The organism is Arenibacter catalasegens, from assembly GCF_002909235.1.
Classification (GTDB): domain Bacteria; phylum Bacteroidota; class Bacteroidia; order Flavobacteriales; family Flavobacteriaceae; genus Arenibacter; species Arenibacter catalasegens.
On sequence record NZ_PHQQ01000004.1, the window covers coordinates 1 to 19485 of the forward strand.

Annotated in this window: 15 protein-coding genes; 5 read left to right on the top strand and 10 right to left on the bottom strand. The window is 38.2% G+C overall.

The window, feature by feature from the left end; genetic code table 11:
• Nucleotides 1-102: 102 nt before the first annotated feature.
• From CWD90_RS22980 to CWD90_RS04920, 8 genes are all read right to left on the bottom strand, one after another.
• Entirely contained in the window at nucleotides 103-255 is a 153-nt protein-coding gene (locus CWD90_RS22980; RefSeq protein ID WP_157941159.1) for a hypothetical protein, read from the bottom strand.
• Between the two features lie 806 nt (nucleotides 256-1061).
• On the bottom strand, nucleotides 1062-3461 hold the full coding sequence (locus CWD90_RS04890; protein WP_103474821.1) for a penicillin acylase family protein: 2400 nt from the start codon (nucleotides 3459-3461) through the stop codon (nucleotides 1062-1064).
• 105 nt (nucleotides 3462-3566) lie between these two features.
• Nucleotides 3567-5444 carry a CocE/NonD family hydrolase gene (locus tag CWD90_RS04895; RefSeq protein ID WP_103474822.1) on the bottom strand — a complete coding sequence of 626 codons (1878 nt, stop codon included), beginning with the start codon at nucleotides 5442-5444 and terminating at the stop codon, nucleotides 3567-3569.
• Between the two features lie 89 nt (nucleotides 5445-5533).
• Nucleotides 5534-7516: a protein-disulfide reductase DsbD family protein gene (locus tag CWD90_RS04900; RefSeq protein ID WP_103474823.1), complete on the bottom strand. Its 1983-nt coding sequence runs from the start codon at nucleotides 7514-7516 to the stop codon at nucleotides 5534-5536.
• On the bottom strand, nucleotides 7516-8820 hold the full coding sequence (gene tilS, locus CWD90_RS04905; protein ID WP_103474824.1) for a tRNA lysidine(34) synthetase TilS: 1305 nt from the start codon (nucleotides 8818-8820) through the stop codon (nucleotides 7516-7518). Before tilS ends, CWD90_RS04900 begins: the two co-directional genes overlap by 1 nt.
• Nucleotides 8821-8852: 32 nt before the next feature.
• Nucleotides 8853-9698 carry an alpha/beta hydrolase gene (locus CWD90_RS04910; protein ID WP_103474825.1) on the bottom strand — a complete coding sequence of 282 codons (846 nt, stop codon included), beginning with the start codon at nucleotides 9696-9698 and terminating at the stop codon, nucleotides 8853-8855.
• A gap of 87 nt (nucleotides 9699-9785) precedes the next feature.
• A complete protein-coding gene (locus CWD90_RS04915; protein ID WP_103474826.1) occupies nucleotides 9786-11084 on the bottom strand; it encodes an anthranilate synthase component I family protein in 1299 nt (432 codons plus the stop codon).
• A gap of 6 nt (nucleotides 11085-11090) precedes the next feature.
• Nucleotides 11091-11624 carry an NADPH-dependent FMN reductase gene (locus CWD90_RS04920; protein WP_103474827.1) on the bottom strand — a complete coding sequence of 178 codons (534 nt, stop codon included), beginning with the start codon at nucleotides 11622-11624 and terminating at the stop codon, nucleotides 11091-11093.
• Between the two features lie 116 nt (nucleotides 11625-11740).
• Here CWD90_RS04920 and CWD90_RS04925 point away from each other — a divergent pair, with 116 nt between their 5' ends.
• Nucleotides 11741-12958, top strand: a complete 1218-nt coding sequence (locus tag CWD90_RS04925) for a heparan-alpha-glucosaminide N-acetyltransferase domain-containing protein (protein ID WP_239986464.1) — start codon at nucleotides 11741-11743, stop codon at nucleotides 12956-12958.
• Between the two features lie 54 nt (nucleotides 12959-13012).
• Nucleotides 13013-13249 carry a CDGSH iron-sulfur domain-containing protein gene (locus tag CWD90_RS04930; protein ID WP_103474828.1) on the top strand — a complete coding sequence of 79 codons (237 nt, stop codon included), beginning with the start codon at nucleotides 13013-13015 and terminating at the stop codon, nucleotides 13247-13249.
• 101 nt (nucleotides 13250-13350) lie between these two features.
• Here CWD90_RS04930 and lpdA read toward each other — a convergent pair whose 3' ends face one another.
• Together lpdA and CWD90_RS04940 are read right to left on the bottom strand one after the other, a co-directional pair.
• Nucleotides 13351-14757, bottom strand: a complete 1407-nt coding sequence (lpdA, locus tag CWD90_RS04935) for a dihydrolipoyl dehydrogenase (protein ID WP_103474829.1) — start codon at nucleotides 14755-14757, stop codon at nucleotides 13351-13353.
• Nucleotides 14758-14873: 116 nt separating this feature from the next.
• A complete protein-coding gene (locus CWD90_RS04940) occupies nucleotides 14874-15332 on the bottom strand; it encodes an Lrp/AsnC family transcriptional regulator (RefSeq protein WP_103474830.1) in 459 nt (152 codons plus the stop codon).
• A 156-nt stretch (nucleotides 15333-15488) separates the two neighbouring features.
• Here CWD90_RS04940 and CWD90_RS04945 point away from each other — a divergent pair, with 156 nt between their 5' ends.
• From CWD90_RS04945 to CWD90_RS04955, 3 genes are all read left to right on the top strand, one after another.
• Nucleotides 15489-16709, top strand: a complete 1221-nt coding sequence (locus tag CWD90_RS04945; RefSeq protein ID WP_103474831.1) for an aminotransferase class I/II-fold pyridoxal phosphate-dependent enzyme — start codon at nucleotides 15489-15491, stop codon at nucleotides 16707-16709.
• A gap of 61 nt (nucleotides 16710-16770) precedes the next feature.
• Nucleotides 16771-18246 (top strand): Na+/H+ antiporter NhaC family protein, encoded by a 1476-nt coding sequence (locus CWD90_RS04950; RefSeq protein WP_103474832.1) that lies wholly within the window; start codon nucleotides 16771-16773, stop codon nucleotides 18244-18246.
• A gap of 546 nt (nucleotides 18247-18792) precedes the next feature.
• Nucleotides 18793-19437 carry a peroxiredoxin gene (locus CWD90_RS04955; protein ID WP_103474833.1) on the top strand — a complete coding sequence of 215 codons (645 nt, stop codon included), beginning with the start codon at nucleotides 18793-18795 and terminating at the stop codon, nucleotides 19435-19437.
• The last annotated feature ends 48 nt before the right edge of the window (nucleotides 19438-19485 follow it).

A 19485-nucleotide genomic window follows, 5' to 3' on the forward strand; every position in this document is an offset into this window, starting at 1 on the left:
ACCAAAAGAAGGCATACCGAAATAGGAAAAGTGCCGCCCGATCAAATTTATAATGCTAAAAAAATGGCATCATGATAAACTAAGGAATACCTTTAAGCTGTCTTACAGATGGGGAGTAGTGTATTTCAGGGCGGTTTCGATATCGTTATAAGTGTTTAAAAAGACGATTAACAAATGTCCGTCTTTGCGCTCTTGCAAGGACATTTTTTCGCTATGGTCGTTTATTTGCCATAGGCTTGTAGTAGGTAATTTCATATTAAATAAAAATAGCCTGTTAGCTGACTAGCATCATTACCAACATTCTATACCAAAATATACTAAATATTCACCCCGAAGTCAAGCCTATTTACAACTTATTTTTAAAAAAAATATTTAGGGGGAGGTCTGGGCTACATTTCCCGTGGTTATTTACTTGTATAGGTAAATCCAAATGTTAAAGTTTAAATTACTTTACTTGGATATTTTTTTAGTGGTTTACGTGTTGAGGTGTTCATTTTATTGGTGTTTCAAGACTTATCACTATTTTGTCATATTAGTATACTACTACAACGGTGATCGTCGTTGCTTCTACCCCAAAAACAGCACTACCATAAACTTTTGTAAGCATTTACCTATTATTTATTTAAATGTAAGTAAATAAAATAAATTTTTTGGTGTAGCTATTGTGCTAAATTTTAAGTAATTATGGGCTTAATGTAACTGAAACTCGAGATGGGCCTAAATATTTAAACTTCGACATTGGACTTTCGATTTTATGAAGGCAACTAGTTCTCTCCCAAAAGTTATCGGGATGCACTCGAACGGACAGACGTTTATCCAATAGACAAGTGTTAGAAGTATATTACTTGTGACTAAAAACTGCAACTGTTCACTAACCATTGTTAATTGCTAATTGTTAACTGGTTATTGTTCCGCGTCTACTTCTCGATACAATCCTCCTTTGTCTGATCACTCGATGTGACGGAACTTTCAATTAATCACTGTACAGATTACTAGTCAAGATCGATTTCCTATGTCAAGTACCAACTATTAGTTAATGCTCAATGACAATTCTGGGTTAATTATTTTTTAGTCGGTTCAAAAATCAGTAATGATTTCTGGGTATTAATAATCTCCTCTTTGTTCATCATCATTTTTCGAAATTTCCCCTGATTGTACATTTCGGCCTGATCGTCATAATGTTTGCTGAAAGGATTTCCCGATTGCCCTGTGGGAAGAATACTAGTGCTGTTTTCAATATCCGAAAAGTCGATAACCCTTCTGGTAGACGGACCTGAGGTAACAGGGTAATACCCTGTGTCATCATATTTAAAATACATATTATTGATGACCTCCCTTGTTCCGGAAACAGGAAAAGGACCAACATTAAAAAGTGACCTTAAAGCCTTGATCTGTCCTATAGGATGTCCGTGTTCCAGGGTGTGCAGCTTATTCCATGTCCATTTATTAGGGTTTTTGCCAAATTCCTCTTCCAAAGACTTGTAGGCCTGTCTAAAGGAGAGGTTTACCCTTTCTCTTTTTGTTTCTACACTGTCTTTGGTGTTTATATCGTCCCACCAAACTGAGGTTTCTTTTGCTGCCATTTGGGCTATAAGGCGTTTATGGAAGTGCGTGTCCAACATTTGATCAAACAGCTCAGTACCCAATTCATCTTCGAAAGTATTTTTAAGTATAAAATAGATCCAACGATGGTATATACTTGGTTCTATTTGGTGCAATTGACTACCGCCATCCCATAGGTTCAATTTGTCCAAGATCGCGATCTGTTTCTCATTCATCTCCTTAACCTCCATGCTTTTGGATAAATTGGTAACCACTTCGGTATTTACACCAGAGGTAACATCCAACAACATCTCCTGTACGGCCTCCTTGTCCCAGTCGTCTTTGGGCGCTAAAAGAGATACAATGCGTTTCGCCCTATTTTCAGGTAAGTAATAACCGGGGTAAAACCTGCCATTTATGGAATCGGGCTGATTGTTGGCAGAATACACATAGTTCCATGGGGGGTTAATGGCCATTGGATTTTCAGAAAAATCCAAATAACGTATGGGCTCGTCTTTTCCCAAACTTCCTTCTAAAATAAACTTGGTATTAGTGCTATCTGGCATTTCATATAATTTTGCCGTTGCAAACCATGCCACATTCCCCATGGCATCGCCATACATAATGTTTAAACCAGGTGCGTGTATATTGGGTAGTGATTCTCGGAATTCAGATAGATTTTGGGCGTGAGACATGCCGTAAAGGCCATCCATGACCTTATTTTCCACTTTTGTATAAATCCAGGACATGGCTATTGGGCGTGGATCTGACACTTGCTCGGCAATACCGTTCAGAATGGGACCGTGATCAGATTTTTTATAAGTGAAAATAACGTCTTTCTTTCCTTTTACTTTTATAGTTTTGGAAATAACTTTATATTTTTTCCATCCAGAGGGTGTTTTATAGGAGTTGGCGTTATTCTCATTTTCCTCCTCATAATAGAAGTCTATATCATCGTTTTCAAACATAGTAATCCCATATGCCAACTTTCTGTCGTGGCCAAATATCGGAAAGGGTATGCCAGCCAAATGATAGCCATACTTTTCGTAGTTCGGGGCATTTAGATGTGCCTCATACCAAACAGAGGGTTGAGCAAAACCTATATGGGGATCATTAGCGAATATTACCTTGCCATTTTTAGTCTTATTGGGGGCTATGACCCAAGAATTGCTACCTTCAAATTGCGGTACCGGAAAATTCTTTAATACCTCTGAAACGAGGCCGGCCACCTCATTTTTAATAGAATCGCGAAGGGTAGGTCTATAAGTCTTTATTAATGTAGAATTGGGATCTGTGTCCACACCCAAATCAGTTAAATAATCAGGCCCTAATTTGTTCTTGATGTTAGTAAGCAGGGGGTCGGTTTTATGGGCCATTGCAAAACTAAAGGCCATGTAACCAACGGTATTATAGATATCCTTGAGCGTAAATGGCGTCTTTTTTAATCCGGTAAGATGAAATTCTATGGGCGTGGGCCCTTCTTTGATATATTGATTTATACCATCCAAATACGCCTGTGATAGTTGGACCGTGAGGCTATTTTTAGAAATCTTTTCCACAGTTTTAGAAGAGGCATCATCTATACCCAAGGACAAAAAGAATTTATCTGTCTTAAGCATGTCCTCCCCAAAAATTTCTGAAAGCCCACCCTTGCCGATCCTTCGCAACAATTCCATTTGCCATAATCTGTCCTGCGCATGTACATACCCGAGACTTCTTAGAGCATCTTCTTCCGAATTTGCATATATATGAGGTATGCCATAGGTGTCAAAATAAACCTCCACCTTGTTGTTTAGCTTTTCCAACTCCTTGGTGCCGGCATATTCTGGATTGTGGGTATAAATATATACTGCAGTGCCAATAGCCAGGGCAATCATAATTCCTAATATTAGCCAGAATAACTTTCTAATTATTTTCACATGAATATGTTTTTTACCTAATTAAAGGTATATTAATTTGGGGTATAAAAAAAGTACCTCAAGAGGCACCTTTTTTTATTTTAATGGGAATATTCTTTCAGGATTTCAGGGCTTTAATAGGGTAAATTCTATTAAGGATGTGTTGTATACACGATGTGTTTGTTTTTGAAAATCGTCAGGTTTTGCTTCAAAAATATTGTCCACATAGGTCTGTGGATTAATATCTATATACGGAAACATTGTACTTTGAACCTGCACCTGCAGTTTATGACCCTTTTTAAAAGTATGAAAAACATCCTGAAGCTGAATATCTACCTGTGTAACCTCTTCTGGTACAAAAGGTTCTGGTTTCGAAAAATCGTTCCTGAATCTGCCCCGCATGGTTTCGCTACGTACCATTTGGTGATAATTACCCATTTTTAAATACGATTGGGTTTCCTCGTAGTCCTCATGACCTGGAGGATAAACGTCTATTACCTTTACGATCCAATCCGCATCGGTACCTGTGGTGGAAATACTAAGTTTTGCCATAATATCACCGGCAAGGGTAAGGGGTTCTTCCAAAGGTTCTGTCTCAAAAACCAAAACATCTGGTCTACGGGCGGCAAAACGCTGATCATCTGTCATGAACTTACGTGGCGTAAACACCATTTTTATGTCCTCGGTATAAGGTACCGGTTTTTTTGGGTCGCTAACAAATTCCTGAAATGAATATTCCCTTGTGGCAATTTGGCCTAGTCTCTGATTTCTCTGAAGGGAATAAGTTTCCTTAGTGGTATTTTTAGGCGGCCAACTGTCAAAAGTATTCCATTCTTTAGTACCGGTATCAAAAACATAGGCTTCGGGCAAACCAGAGGTTCCACCCTCCCCTTTTAGAAAGTGATTAAAAAATTTGGTTTCAATATTCTCTTGATAGAATTTGGAGATATCATCCCCAAAATAAACATTACCAATAGCCTGGCGTTTTGTTTCCTTAGACCAGTCTCCATGACTCCAGGGTCCCATTACTATGGTGTTATAATTAGAACTATTTTTTTCTATGTGAACATAAGTATTTAATGGACCGTAAAGGTCTTCGGCATCAAACCACCCTCCTACGGTCATCACTGCAGGTTTAATATTTTCCAAATGTTGGATGATTCCTCGCTTCTGCCAAAAATCATCATAATTTGGGTGCTCTTTAAGTTGTTGCCAAAAAACATTGTCCTCCTTATAATATTTGTCCAAATTGGATAAGGGGCCGGCGTCCAGGAAAAATTGATATTGATCTTCCGTACCCAGATCTGGAAAAGTATACCATTCTTCGGTAGTAGGTTGGTTTTTCATATAACCAAATACTGCCGTAGCCCTCCAATAGCTTAGTAAATATGCGCCGTTATGATGAAAATCGTCAAAAAAGAAATCTCCAATTGGCGCCTGAGGTGAAACCGCTTTTAATGCCGGGTGGGCATCCAACAAAGAATAGGTGGAATAAAATCCGGGATAGGAAATTCCCCAAACACCTACATTGCCATTGTGGTTCTGCACATTATTAATCAACCATTCTATGGTATCATAGGTATCCGATGCCTCATCCACTTCCCCTTCTTTTTTGTTTGGTATATAGGCTCTCATATTGTCATACAAACCTTCACTGTTCCATCTGCCGCGTACATCCTGATAGACCACAATATTCCCCTCATTCATCATTTTTCTATTGGGTGATATTAGTGCTTTGAATTCACTAGATCCGTAGGGCCTACAGCTGTATGGCGTCCTAGACATAATAATGGGATACTTTTTGGAAGTGTCCTTTGGGGAATAAATGGTAGTATGCAATTTTATCCCGTCCCGCATGGATATAGTTACCTCTTGTTTATTATAAAAATCACTAGGGTTGTAGGTGTCAACATTTTCTGTATTGGTTTTATTGGAAGTTTGAACCCCCATTCTTCCACAGGATACCAGAACAATAGCTGATAAAATAAAAATAATCTTCTTCATAAAGGTTGAATTTATTTTTGTTGATTAGGAGAATTTTTTACAAATCTTAGGGCTTCCACACCTGTTCAGGACAAGGATTTAATGGCATTTTATTTAAGCAGCCCCAATTCCTTAAAATTACTTACCCCTGTTTTTAACCATTCTTTGTAGGTATCCCTATCCGTATATTGGACAGCACTGTTCAAAATTTCCAAATCCGGGGAAAGGAGTACGTAATATGGTTGTGAAGCAGCATTGAAATTCAAAGTTTGAAAAGTACCCCATTTTTCGCCAATGGTATTTATTTTCTTAACGCGTCCAGACTCATATTTAAAATCGAATTGTTCTTCTACAGGCAATTCCTTTCGGTCATCTATGTAAAGCGATATCAAGACATATTCGTCTTTTAGGATTGGGTAAATATCCGGTTCGCTCCAAACTGTTTCCTCCATTTTTCTACAATTCACACAGGCCCAACCCGTAAAATCCAATAGTACTGGTTTGTTCACCTTTTTGGCATACGCAAGACCTTTGTCAAAGTCCTTAAAACAGTCTATTCCCAAGGGACAATCACTCTCTGTTTCAAAAATACTGTAAAAATGAGGTGGCGGAAAACCGCTCAATAATTTTAGGTCGGTAACCTTAGATAAGCCTAGTATCAAATAGACGGCAAATGCGGTACTGAGGATGGCCGTAAGCTTTCTCCCGACTGATAAACGTTGTTTGGGGCCGTCATGTGGAAATCTAAATATTCCAAATAGGTAAAGGGAAAGCAATACAAATAATAATATCCAAATTCCTAGGAAAATTTCCCGTTTAAAAATCCCCCAATTGCCTACTAAATCGGCATTGGACAAAAATTTAAATGCCAATACCAATTCCAAGAAACCAAGGGTAACCTTTACCGTTGTCATCCATCCCCCGGATTTTGGTAGGGAATTAAGCCAAGCAGGGAACAAGGCAAAAAGGCCAAAAGGCAACGCTAATGCGACTCCAAAGCCGACCATCCCCATGGAAAGGTTGGTAGCCACATCTCCGTCTGCCAAAGCAGTACTTCCCAATAATCCACCTAAAATAGGACCGGTACATGAGAAGGAAACTATGGCCAAAGTAACAGCCATAAAAAAGATGCCGAATGCGCCTCCTACTTTGGTGGAGGCCGAGTCCATTTTATTAGCCCAGGAACTTGGTAGCGTTAATTCATAATATCCAAAAAATGAAAAGGCAAAAAATATAAATATGAGAAAGAAAAATAGGTTTAGCCAGACATTGGTAGCTATAGTATTCAGTATTTGCGAATCAACCGAATCAAACAGATGAAAGGGTAAACTCAATAAAAAGTATATTAGAACTATGAAAAAGCCGTACAACAAGGCATTTGCAATCCCCTTAGATCTATTTCCTCCCTGTTTGGTAAAGAATGAAACTGTTAATGGTATCATCGGAAAAACGCAGGGTGTTAAAAGCGCAATTAATCCGCCCAAAAATCCCAAAACAAAAATGGTCCACAGTCCCGATTTTTCATTTACGGCATTGTCATCTCCGTTAACTAGCAAATCCTTGTTCTTTAGATCAAGCTTTAGTGCATTGCTCATGTCCAGACTACGTTGGTCTACGATTTGCTCTGCGACCACTACTTCCTCTCCGGTTAAAGAAATATGGAATATTTCATCTTTAGGGATACAAACTTCTTTACAAATTTGATAGAACAGACCAACTTCTACCTGAGTGATCTCTGGGTTTAGTAATTTTATTTTCTGGGTGAATACCGCTTTTTCCTTAAAGAAAGTTTCATCTACCTCAAAAATATCGGAGTATTCGGTTAGGGTTTCACTTTCTGTTGTGCTTCCCACCAATTCATAGTCTTCACCTACTTTTTCAAAAGCCAACTCACTTGGCAAAGAACCATTTTCATCCGTAAATTGTGAATATATGTGCCAGCCTTCATAAATATCGGCCTTAATGATCAGGTTATACTCGGTATCCGATATTTTCTCCGCCTCATAAGTCCATATTGCGGGATTCTCATCCGTTTGGGAAAATCCAAGAAAAAAACCGAACACCAATAAAATTAATCCTAGTATATACTTCATTATTCGAAAATAATCTTTAAAATTTCTTTAGTCTTTTCTGTTATTTTGAAACGGTCATCGGCGCGTTTTCCTATGATCCAAACAATATCGTGTCCGGAACACAACAACCATTGATTTTCTTTGGCAAAGATATCCATCTTCTCATCCTTGAAGTATTTTGATACCTTTTTCTTTCCCAACATTCCAAGGGGGTAAAAATAGTCTCCTTTTTCGCATTTACGGACAGTTAGGGGGTACTTTAACTTTTCTTTATCTACGTAAATCGCTTTTGGAAAACTCTCCCCTATAGATTTTACCTTACTGAATTTTAAAGAAATAGGTTCCGTTAGAACGTCTTGTCTTTCTTCAATATTAAAAACCTTAGTGTCCTCTTGTTCTTTTGGTTTCAATAACAAAAAGTCCCGATCTTTCAGTAGCCTATGCGTATTGGAATGAACTTCCTTTCCGCTATTGGCACTTAACAAACCAAAAATGTCTTCCCATTGCGTAAAGCCGAAATCCCTAAAGAAATGAAATAGATAAGCTCTGGTAGGATTCAGAGCCAACAATGAGGCTACTTTTACCTTTTCCACTTCGCCTACTTTACTAAATAGTTCCCCTCTTAAATGCCTGATATGGGTGGCTGATATTTCTTGGGTCTGTCCAAGATACTCCTGTGTCTTTAAAAAGTTACTTAAAAAATTGGGATTTAGTTCCTTTAGTTTTGGAATTATATTATGGCGAATATTATTCCTTAAATATTTTGTATTTTCATTACTGGCGTCCTCTCTCCACTTTAAATCCTGGTCTTCGGCATAGGCCACAATTTCAGATCGAGAAAACCTTAATAAGGGCCTGGAGATGTTAGCTGTGAGTGATGGTATACCCGTTAGGCCTTCAATACCCGTTCCTCTGGATAAGTTAATTAGAAAGGTTTCCAAACTGTCATCTGCGTGGTGTGCTGTAACAAGGGTTTTAATATTGTTCCCCTTCATTATTTCCGAAAACCATTTATAACGGAGGTCCCTTGCCGCAATTTGCAAGTTGGTTTTATGTTTGGCAATGTAGCCAAGTGTATCAAAACTGGTTACGAAAATATCCTTGGCGAATGCCGCGGCCATAACTCTAACATGTTCCTCGTCCTTATCACTTTCCAGACCACGTAATTTAAAGTTGCAATGGGCTATTGTGAAATCCATTTTAGAGGAAAAACACAAATGGGCGAGAACCACACTATCGATTCCGCCACTGCAGGCCAATATAAATTTACCGTCTCTTAGATGGGGGAAGTTCTGGTCTATGTGATTACTGAAATTCTCTAGCACAATGCTAATTTACGTAACAAAAATGATTGCAGCTATACCTGGTCATAGAAGTCGTCCATCTTATTCCTTAACCACAAGGCGATTATATCCAAAGTAACTTTACTACCAACATCTTTATGCAATTCGTGATAGGCGCCATCAATTAAATGAAGCTCAGTAACACTTGAATTTTCGTGAAAATTTTGTGTGGCCCTGTAGTCTATAATTTCATCCCCTGTTCCATGAAGTAGCAGGGTTTGGGTCTTTAGCTTATAGGCATTATTTATGGCCCACTCCCCCGCTTCCATAATAGGGAAGGAATACATAGGGCTTACTTTATCATGAACCAATGGGTCTGCTTTGTATTTTTCCACTTCCCTGGTAATCCTAGAGATATGCTGGGGGTTTAATCCAGAGGACATGGTAATGGAAGGAAATAATTTCAACATGGCCTTCCCTAAGGCCATTTTCCATTTTGGAGGTTGAAAGGCTAATTTAAGATAAGGGCTTGTGGCTACAATACCTGCTAAATTGGATTTTATACTCAAGGCATGGTTCAAAACCAAATTCCCACCCATACTATGACCGTATAGAAAGATAGGTTTATTGGGATTGAATAATCTAACCTTTGCAATGAGGTTGTCCAATAGTTCTAACAATGAACTGTAATTGGGACAATGACCGCGTTTTTTGCCAGATTTTCCATGACCTATATTGTCATAGGAAAATACGGCCAAATTTTCTTCCAATAGTTTAGGGACTACGTCATCCAAGTATCGGCCGGAATGTTCCCCAAAGCCATGGACAAGGACAACCGCTCCTTTCACTATTTCTGGTCTGGTGTACCATGCATAAATAGGGATGTCCTTATATTGTATATCAAGCAGAATTATATCCATAGTTATTAAAGTATAGAATAGTACTTATTCCTAATCTTTTAAAAGGTTAAGTTAAATTGAAAATTGGTGATTACCAACAGCGGGACATTAATTTTCTAGGACCTGCCTCATGGCCTTTGCCTTAAGTAGGCATTCTTCATATTCCTTTTCCGGTATTGCCTTTGCAGTAATGGCACTCCCCACGGAAAAAGAAACATATTTGGCCGTTTTATTATAAAGAATACTTCGAATAACGACATTAAAATCGAAATCGTTTTCTGGAGTAAAATAGCCAACGGTACCGGAATAGAGTCCTCTTTTTGAAGCTTCCAGTACTTCTATGATCCGCATAGCGGATACTTTTGGGGCTCCGGTCATACTGCCCATGGGAAAGGTTTCCTTAATTATATCCACAGGGTTTTTGGTACTGGGAACCACTGCTGATATAGTGGAGATCATTTGATGCACTTGATCAAAGGTGTAAACCTGGCAAAGTTCTTCAACTTTAACAGTCCCTTTTAGGGCACTTTTGGAAAGATCGTTCCTGACCAAATCTACGATCATAATATTTTCAGCCCTTTCCTTTTCGTCGTTCTCCAAGGTCTTTACCAATATTTTATCCTCCTTTATATTTAAGGAGCGCTTTGCTGTACCCTTAATGGGCTGCGATATTATCCTATCTCCCATCTTTTTTATATATCGTTCTGGAGAGGAAGACAATAAGTATTTATCGTTTATTTTTAAAAAAGCTGAAAAAGGTGCCCGGGTTATGGAATTTAGCTTTTGATAGGTTCTTAATGGATCAATTTTTGTGTTTTCGGCATAAAATTCCTGACAAAAGTTAGCCTCATAAATATCTCCTCTATGGATATGCTGCAACATTTTCCTTACCCGACTAAAATAGTCGTCCTTAAAAATTCTAAGTTTAATGCGAATGTTGGATTCAACTTCCAAATCCGAAATTAGGGCATGCTTTGTCTTATTGATCGACTCAAAATCCGCTTCAATTTCATCTGCCACCATATTAAGATATAGAAAGGTGACTACCGCCCCCTCTATTCTTATCAACTTCTTAGGCTGAAAAAAATATAGGTCAGGGAAATTCAATCCATCAACATTGGCCGAGGTGAGCCGTTCCGTATCATTTTTTAGATCATAGGATAAATAGCCAAAAATCCAATCCTTGGTGTTGGATTGGTAGGTTTTGAGATCTTCAAATGCATTTTGAGTATCCGTTACAATCGATGTTAGTGCATCCACCGCAAGCATGCCATCAAAGGAGCTGTACTTTGTTTTATGTGCATTGCTGTCCAGCCAAACAATTTCATAATATTGTTGGGACCAAAGTAATAAGGATTGCTTAAAACTTGTTATGTCCGAGACGGTAAAAGATGCTTTATTTCGCAAAGACTTTTAAATTTGTGACAAGAACATTTCCAATGCATTTTTATGGGCCTTGGCGAGTTCAAGGTCGGTTATACCCTTGGTCTCATCAAAGGTATGATTAAAGGATGGCAAAGAAAAGGTAGCTACAATTTCTCCACCAAATCGGGGTAAAATTCCTTTGGTAACCTCCAAGGAACCCATCCCTCCCCTTCTACCACCGGAACAGGACATAAGTAAAATCTTGGTATCGGCTAGGTAATTCCTGTCCACTCGTGATAACCAATCCAATACATTCTTGAAATATGCAGACGGATTGCTATTGTGTTCGTTTACGGAAATAATCAAGCCATCGGCATTGACAATCTTGTCCTTTAGGCCCGTTAACATTTCGGAATACCCTTCATTTCTTTCCAAATCCTCACTAAAGACGGGGAAATTGTAATCCACCATGTTTATTAGACTAATGTTTTGATCCTTTATGAGTGAGGTGGTATATTTTACCAATTTATAATTAATGGAGGTGCTGGAGTTACTCCCTGCAAAGGCCAAAATACGAGACATCCGAAATTATTTAAAAATTGAACAACGAAAATACCGCAAAATAGATTGAATTGCGAGGAATTTGTATAATTTTGCACCCGCAAACATCCAAAACCACTGTTATACAAGTATATAGGATGTATACCAAAGCAAATATGGGCAATAATAACCTAAGACTTTATTTTATTGATGCAATGAGGGCATGGGCTATCCTTATGATGTTGCAGGGACATTTTGTGGATGGCTTGTTGGACAATGCATTTAGGGATAATACCAATAGCGTCTTTTCTGTATGGAAATATTTTAGGGGTGTTACGGCACCCGTGTTTTTTACGGTATCCGGTTTTATATTTACCTACCTCTTAATAAAAGGAAATGAAATTGGATTCAACAACCCAAGGGTCAAAAAAGGAGTTAAACGTGGCTTGCAATTATTGGCGATTGGCTACCTGCTTAGACTAAACTTTTTTGGATTATTGAAAGGCCAGATTTACGGTTCATTTTATCTAGTTGATGTCTTACATTGTATTGGTCTTTCTATTTTGGGTATTATCGGAATTTATCTTCTGACTATTGCAAAAAACAAATTTCTGTTCCCAGGAATTTTATTGGCAACAACCCTAATTTTATTTGTATTGGAACCCAATTATAAACAATACGCGCATTTTTACCTGCCAGAATTATTGGCTAACTACCTTACAAAGGCTAATGGGTCCGTGTTTACCATTATGCCATGGTTTGGGTATGCAACCATTGGTGCGTTTATGTCGGTCTTGTTTACCAGGTTTAAGAATTTCAAATATCTATATCCGGCAGCCATTACCAGTTTTACCATTGTTGGTCTTGGCCTTATGTTTTATTCCTCAGGGTTCTTTTTAAAGCTATATAACTGGACGGGATTGCTTATTTTTTCTAAGGTTTACTTCAACAACTATTTGTTTATAAGATTAGGGGATGTATCCTTGGTATTTGCCGTATTTATGTTGTTTAGAAGATTTATGAGCAATAGTACGGTACTGAAGATCGGGCAAAGCACCCTCTCCATTTATGTGATCCATTACATTATATTGTACGGAAGTTTTACCGGTTTGGGACTTTACTATTTCTTGAACCACAGTCTCTCCCCTACTGTTGTTATTATTGGTGCCTTTGTTTTTATGCTAACAACTACGGTCTTGGCCCTGCAATACGAAAGGAACAAAGTTTATATAAAACTGCAAGTGTCCAACGCTGTTAGGACTGTTCAACTAAAAGGCGAGTCCTGGTTGAATGAAGAAGGGCAATCCTTATTAAAGGCCTTTGTCCTAAAATCCAAGTTGACGTTGATGCGCTTATTTAGATTGGTAAAAAATTAGGAGTACTTTCTTTTTCCTAATTACCTTTCCCTTATTTTCGCACAAAAAATATAGATGAGCGAGACGAATAAAAAATTTTCACCAATAGCGGTGGAATTAGAGAAGGATAAAAAATATAAGTGGTGTACTTGTAGTCATAGTAGTGTTCAACCTTTTTGCGATGGTTCCCATAAGGCGGAAAACGCTACACCCCCTTTGGTCTTTATTGCGGAAGAGGATAAAAGGGCCCATTTGTGCACTTGTAAACTGACCAAGAATCCACCCTTTTGTGATGGTACACATAAGTTGTAAATACAATTTGTATCCCCACAAGAAATAGATAGAGATTATTACAAAGTAAAAGCCCCATTAGATTTATTCCAATGGGGCTTTTGTTTTGCAATAAACATTAATTAAACATGCAAAGCTCTATTGTCAGTAGCAGCTAAAGCCGCTTCTTTTACAGCTTCCGCAAAGGTTGGGTGAGCATGGCTCATTCTAGAAATATCTTCGGCCGAAGCTCTGAATTCCATGGCCGTAACTGCCTCGGCAATAACATCGGCCATACGGGCTCCAATCATATGTACTCCCAAAACTTCATCTGTCTTTTTATCGGCCAAAATTTTGACAAAGCCATCCAAGTCCATACTGGCCCTTGCCCGTCCCAAAGCACGCATTGGAAACTGACCTACCTTATATTCAACTCCGGCTTCTTTTAATTGTTCTTCCGTTTTACCTACTGCTGCTACTTCTGGCCAAGTGTAAACTACTCCGGGAATTAAGTTGTAATCTATATGGGGCTTTTGTCCTGCCAATACCTCGGCAACGAAAGCGCCCTCTTCTTCAGCCTTGTGCGCCAACATGGGACCTCTTACTACATCTCCAATAGCATAAATATTGGACACATTGGTCTGTAAATGGTCATTGACCGCTATAGTGTTATTTTTTTCCAATTTTACACCGGTAGCCTCTAAATTTAAACCGTCCGTAAAAGGTCTCCTTCCTACTGAAACCAAACAATAGTCCCCCGTAAAGGTGATCTCTTCACCTTTCTTGTCCTCAGCTTTAACAATTACCTCTTTGCCTTTGGCCTCGACAGATTTTACCTTATGCGATAAATTAAATTTTACCTTTTGCTTCTTCATTACTTTCAAAAGTTCTTTTGAAAGTGCTCCATCCATCCCAGGAATAATACGGTCCATGAATTCAATAACCGTTACTTCCGCACCTAAGCGTTTATAAACCTGTCCCAATTCCAGGCCAATAACTCCGCCGCCAATAACTATTAAATGTTTGGGTATTTCTTTAAGTTTTAAAGCTTCCGTTGAAGTAATGACCCTATTTTTATCTAATTTTATAAAAGGCAAAGTAGAAGGCTTAGACCCCGTGGCAATAATTATATTTTTAGCCTCGATAGTTTCTGTTTTACCGTCGTTCTTTACTATGTTGACATGGGTAGCATCTTTAAAGCTTCCCAAGCCCTCGTAAACTTCTATTTTATTTTTATCCATAAGAAACTTTACACCAGAACTGGTTTGATCCACCACGGCTTGTTTCCTAGCAATCATTTTTTCAAGGTTTATCTTGATTTCCCCTGGAATTTCAATTCCATGCTCTTCAAAATGTTTCACCGCATCTTCATAATGATGGGAAGAGTCCAATAGGGCTTTAGAAGGAATACATCCTACATTAAGGCATGTACCTCCCAAAGTTGAATATTTTTCAATTATTGCAGTTTTCATTCCTAACTGGGCACAACGGATTGCTGCAACATATCCACCAGGACCTGAGCCTATTATGGCTACATCGTATTGGGTCATATTATAATTGTATTGAAAAGATTAGTTTATTCATTGTGAGCACAAAAATACGAATGTTTTATTGTTGGGCAACATACATATTCAATGGGATATTAACGTTATATGGATATTAAATGTTAAAGAAATACTTCTGTAGTACTTTTTACCTCATTGATTACAAATGAACTTTGGGTACTTCCAATATGATTTATGGCAGTGAGTTTGGTTATCATAAACTCTCGGTACTCTTCCATGCTGGCCACATATATTTTTAAAATATAGTCGTAATCCCCGCTGGTGTGATAACATTCGGCTACCTCATTTAATTTATGTACTTCCCGTTCAAATAGGAGCACATATTCTTTTTTATGCTGGACCAGGTTAATATGACAAAGTACGGTAAAGGCCTTATCTACTTTCCTTTTGTCAACCAAAGCCACATATTTGGTAATTACCCCTAATTTCTCTAATCTTTTAATACGTTCGTATATGGCAGTTACTGATAAATTTAATAGTAAGGCGTATTCTTTTGTGGTCCTTTTGCTATCATTTTGAAGCAAACCCAATAATTTAATGTCGATTTCATCAAACTTCATAGTGATATATTTTCTCTGGCAGGTCTGTATTTTACAGTATGTATTAAATATAAACTAAATATGTTACAATTAGTAGATTTATAATCTACATTATATGTATTTGGTTGACTAATAACTACAAAATATTTAATTTTATAGTAAATTAAATATTCAACTATGAATTTCAAGGCATCTGATGATTTACAGGACTTACAGTATTTTGGGGAATATGGTGGGGTAAATCCTTCTATTTCCGATTCCTCTACCTATACTTTTATATCGGCAAAAACCATGTTCGATACTTTTGAGGGGAATACGGAAGGCTGTTATCTGTATAGCAGGCACTCCTCCCCTTCCAACCTCTATTTGGGTGAGGCATTGGCCGCTTTGGAAGGTACAGAAACGGCCAATGTAACTGCCAGTGGTATGGGAGCCATAAGTGCTGTAATTATGCAGTTATGCAATGCAGGAGACCATATTGTAAGCAGTAGGACCATCTATGGAGGTACTTATGCCTTAATGAAGAATTTTTTAAAGAAATTCAATATAGCAACTTCCTTTGTAGATACTACAAAATTGGAGGAAGTGGCCAAGGCCATTACTCCAAAAACAAAATTGATCTATTGTGAGTCTGTAAGTAACCCCTTATTGGAAGTGGCAGATATTGTGGCGCTTTCCAAACTAGCCAAAAAGCATAATATTCCATTAGTGGTGGATAATACTTTTTCTCCCTTATCCATATCTCCTATACAATTGGGAGCCGATATTGTTATTCACAGTTTAACTAAGTTTATAAATGGTACCAGCGATTGTGTGGCTGGAGTAGTTTGTGGTACCAAAGATTTTTGTTTGGACCTAAAGGATGTGAATAGTGGCGCTGGTATGTTGTTGGGCAGTACTCTGGATAGTTTAAGGGCTTCCTCCATTTTAAAGAATATGCGAACACTGCACATTAGGATAAAAAAACATAGCGAAAATGCCCTTTATTTGGCGCAAAATTTTGAAAAAGACGGATTGCGTGTGGTGTATCCAGGGTTAGAATCCCATGCTGGACACGGGCTTATGAAAAAACAATTTAATGCGGAATATGGCTTTGGCGGCTTAATGACCTTGGATGTTGGGTCCTTGGAAAATGCCAATGCCTTAATGGAATTAATGCAAAAGAAACATTTGGGATATTTGGCCGTTAGTTTAGGCTTTTATAAAACCCTGTTTAGTGCCCCCGGAACATCTACCTCTTCAGAAATCCCAATGGAAGAGCAATTGGAAATGGGCTTGTCCAATGGTTTAATTCGGTTTTCAATTGGATTGGACGATCATATTCATAGGACATATATGGCCATGAAAGACTGCTTGATTCAATTGGAAATCTTAAAACAGATAAAGAAAGAGGAGTAAGGTTGAGTTTGCAGAACAGATTTCAAAATCGTAATATTACGAAGAAACTAATAGCCAATAGATGCAAAACTTTAGCACTAATCCCGCTGGACCTGAAAATGAACATATTGTAGAAAATAAGGAATTGAACATCTGGGAAGCTCTAATCCCAGTAGTTATTTTGATGATGATGTTGGCTTATAATATTTTCTATGCCGATGGGGAATGGTTCGGGGAATATTCCAATCAGATTATTTTATTAATCGGTGGCGCTATTAGCGCCATTGTGGGGTTATTTAATAAAACTTCTCTAAAAACAATGGGACTTGAAGTCCTGGAAAATCTAAGAAGTGTACTGGTCCCTATTATGATTTTGTTTTTGGTAGGCGCCTTGGCGGGTACTTGGTTGGTTAGTGGTGTTATCCCTGCCATGGTCTATTACGGACTTATGGTTTTGAATCCCTCTATTTTTTTGCCAGCTTCCGTGGTTATTGCTGCGATAATCTCCGTGGCTACAGGAAGTTCATGGACAACCTCTGCAACTGTGGGCATAGCACTTGTGGGTATTGGGACGGCATTGGGCATTAATCCCGGGATGATTGCCGGAGCCGTAATTTCAGGGGCCTATTTCGGAGATAAGATGTCCCCTTTAAGCGATACCACCAATTTGGCACCCGCCATGGCAGGGACAGATCTGTTTACTCATATAAAATATATGACCATTACAACTGTTCCTACAATTTTAATAACCCTGGTAGTTTTTACGATAATAAGCTTTAACATAGAAACCTCAGGGAGTGCGGATGTTAGTGCATTATTAGGAACTATTAATAGCACGTTTAATATAAGCCCGTATTTATTTATTGTGCCAGGGGTGGTAATAGCACTCATACTTTTTAAAACAAAGCCACTTATTGCCTTGGGAACAGGTGTAGCTCTAGCCGGGGTGTTTGCCTTGTTTTTTCAAACAGAAGTATTGGAAACGCTTTCCGATTCCAATGTAACCGCTATTTTTAATGCAATTTTCACTGATACGGCTATAGTAACTGAAAATGAAAAGTTGAACGATTTGTTCAGTGCCGGTGGGATGCAGGGTATGCTTTGGACCATATTGCTAATATGCTGCGCCATGGTATTTGGAGGTATAATGGATGGAATTGGGGCATTGGCCAGAATTACTAAATCCTTATTATCCATAGCAAGTTCCGTTTTTGGTCTGTTTGCCAGTACAGTGATGAGTTGTGTTGGGCTAAACGCTATTGCCAGCGATCAATATCTAGCCATCGTTATTCCTGGTAAAATGTTCAAGAAAGCCTTTCATGATAAGGGCTTGGCTCCTGAAAATTTGAGTCGTACTTTAGAGGATTCGGGAACTGTAACCTCTGTTTTAATTCCGTGGAATACTTGTGGGGCCTACCAGTCCGGAGTGCTTGGTGTCGGCGTGGCCGAATATTTTGTTTATGCCATTTTTAATTGGCTAAGTCCTTTTATGACTCTTTTATTTGCAGCATTACACCTGAAGATCAGACAGCTTAAAACACCTTCAGTTGCTGCTTGATAAGGTAGTAGTTTGGAATTCATTTTCGGAAATCTTCATAGGGGTAAGTATCTCTGTTAGATTCACGCTTTTTTTTACTTACTAGGTGAGATTTGAATGCTCATAGCATTGCCCACCTGAACGGAACGGGCAGGCCTGCCCGTTCCGTTCAGGTGGGCGTCCAAATAGTATAAGTAGTTTCCTTTCGATACCTAATGAAATTACCCTGAGGTAATTGACGCTTTCTTTCAAAGGATTTTAAAGCTATTTGTGGATGCATCCTAAATAAACTTCTTCAAACCAGAAAATAGATTATTTACAAACATTTATTTGTTTTTTGAAGTTACTTAAATCACCCAAAAACAAACTTGATATTTTTTACCTCATTCTATTGTCAAATTAGGAATTTTAGACCCTGTTTTTTTTCGAACTAACAAGTAAATGGAAGAAAGTGCACAGGTATATACATTGGCTATATTGGAATAAGATTTTTAAATCCAGAATAACTCAAACCGCTTTATTTAGCTGTAATTTTACATCAGAAAAAACAATATAAAATTTATAAATATGACTTTAGTAGGTAAAAAATTCCCAAATCTTAGTGTTAATGCAATGAACGATTTGGGCGACACTTTTAAACTGAATGTTTTGGAGGAAGCTCAAAAAAATAACAAGAAAGTGATCTTGTTTTGGTATCCAAAAGATTTCACTTTTGTTTGTCCAACAGAATTGCACGCTTTTCAAGCGGCTTTGGGCGAATTTGAAAAAAGAAACACTTTGGTTATAGGTGCTTCATGTGATACAGCCGAAGTTCATTTTGCATGGTTAAGTACTGCTAAGGATAATGGCGGTATAGAGGGAGTTACTTATCCTATTCTTGCCGACAGTAATAGGAACCTAGCATCTACTTTAGGTATTTTGGATATTACCAATGAACAGTATAATGAGGAAACTGGTGTTGTTATGGTTGATGGTGACAATGTAACTTACCGTGCCACTTATTTAATTGATGAAGAAGGTACAGTTTTCCACGAAGGAGTAAATCATATGCCACTGGGTAGAAATGTAAATGAGTATTTACGTTTGATCGATGCCTTTACCCATGTTCAAGAAAAAGGAGAAGTTTGTCCTGCCAACTGGGAAGAAGGTAAAGATGCAATGACTGCGGACAGGAATGGTGTTGCCAGTTATTTGTCTGCACACGCAAATTAAGAACAGGATACACATATGGGAGTCAGTTTTGGAATAAAACTGACTCCT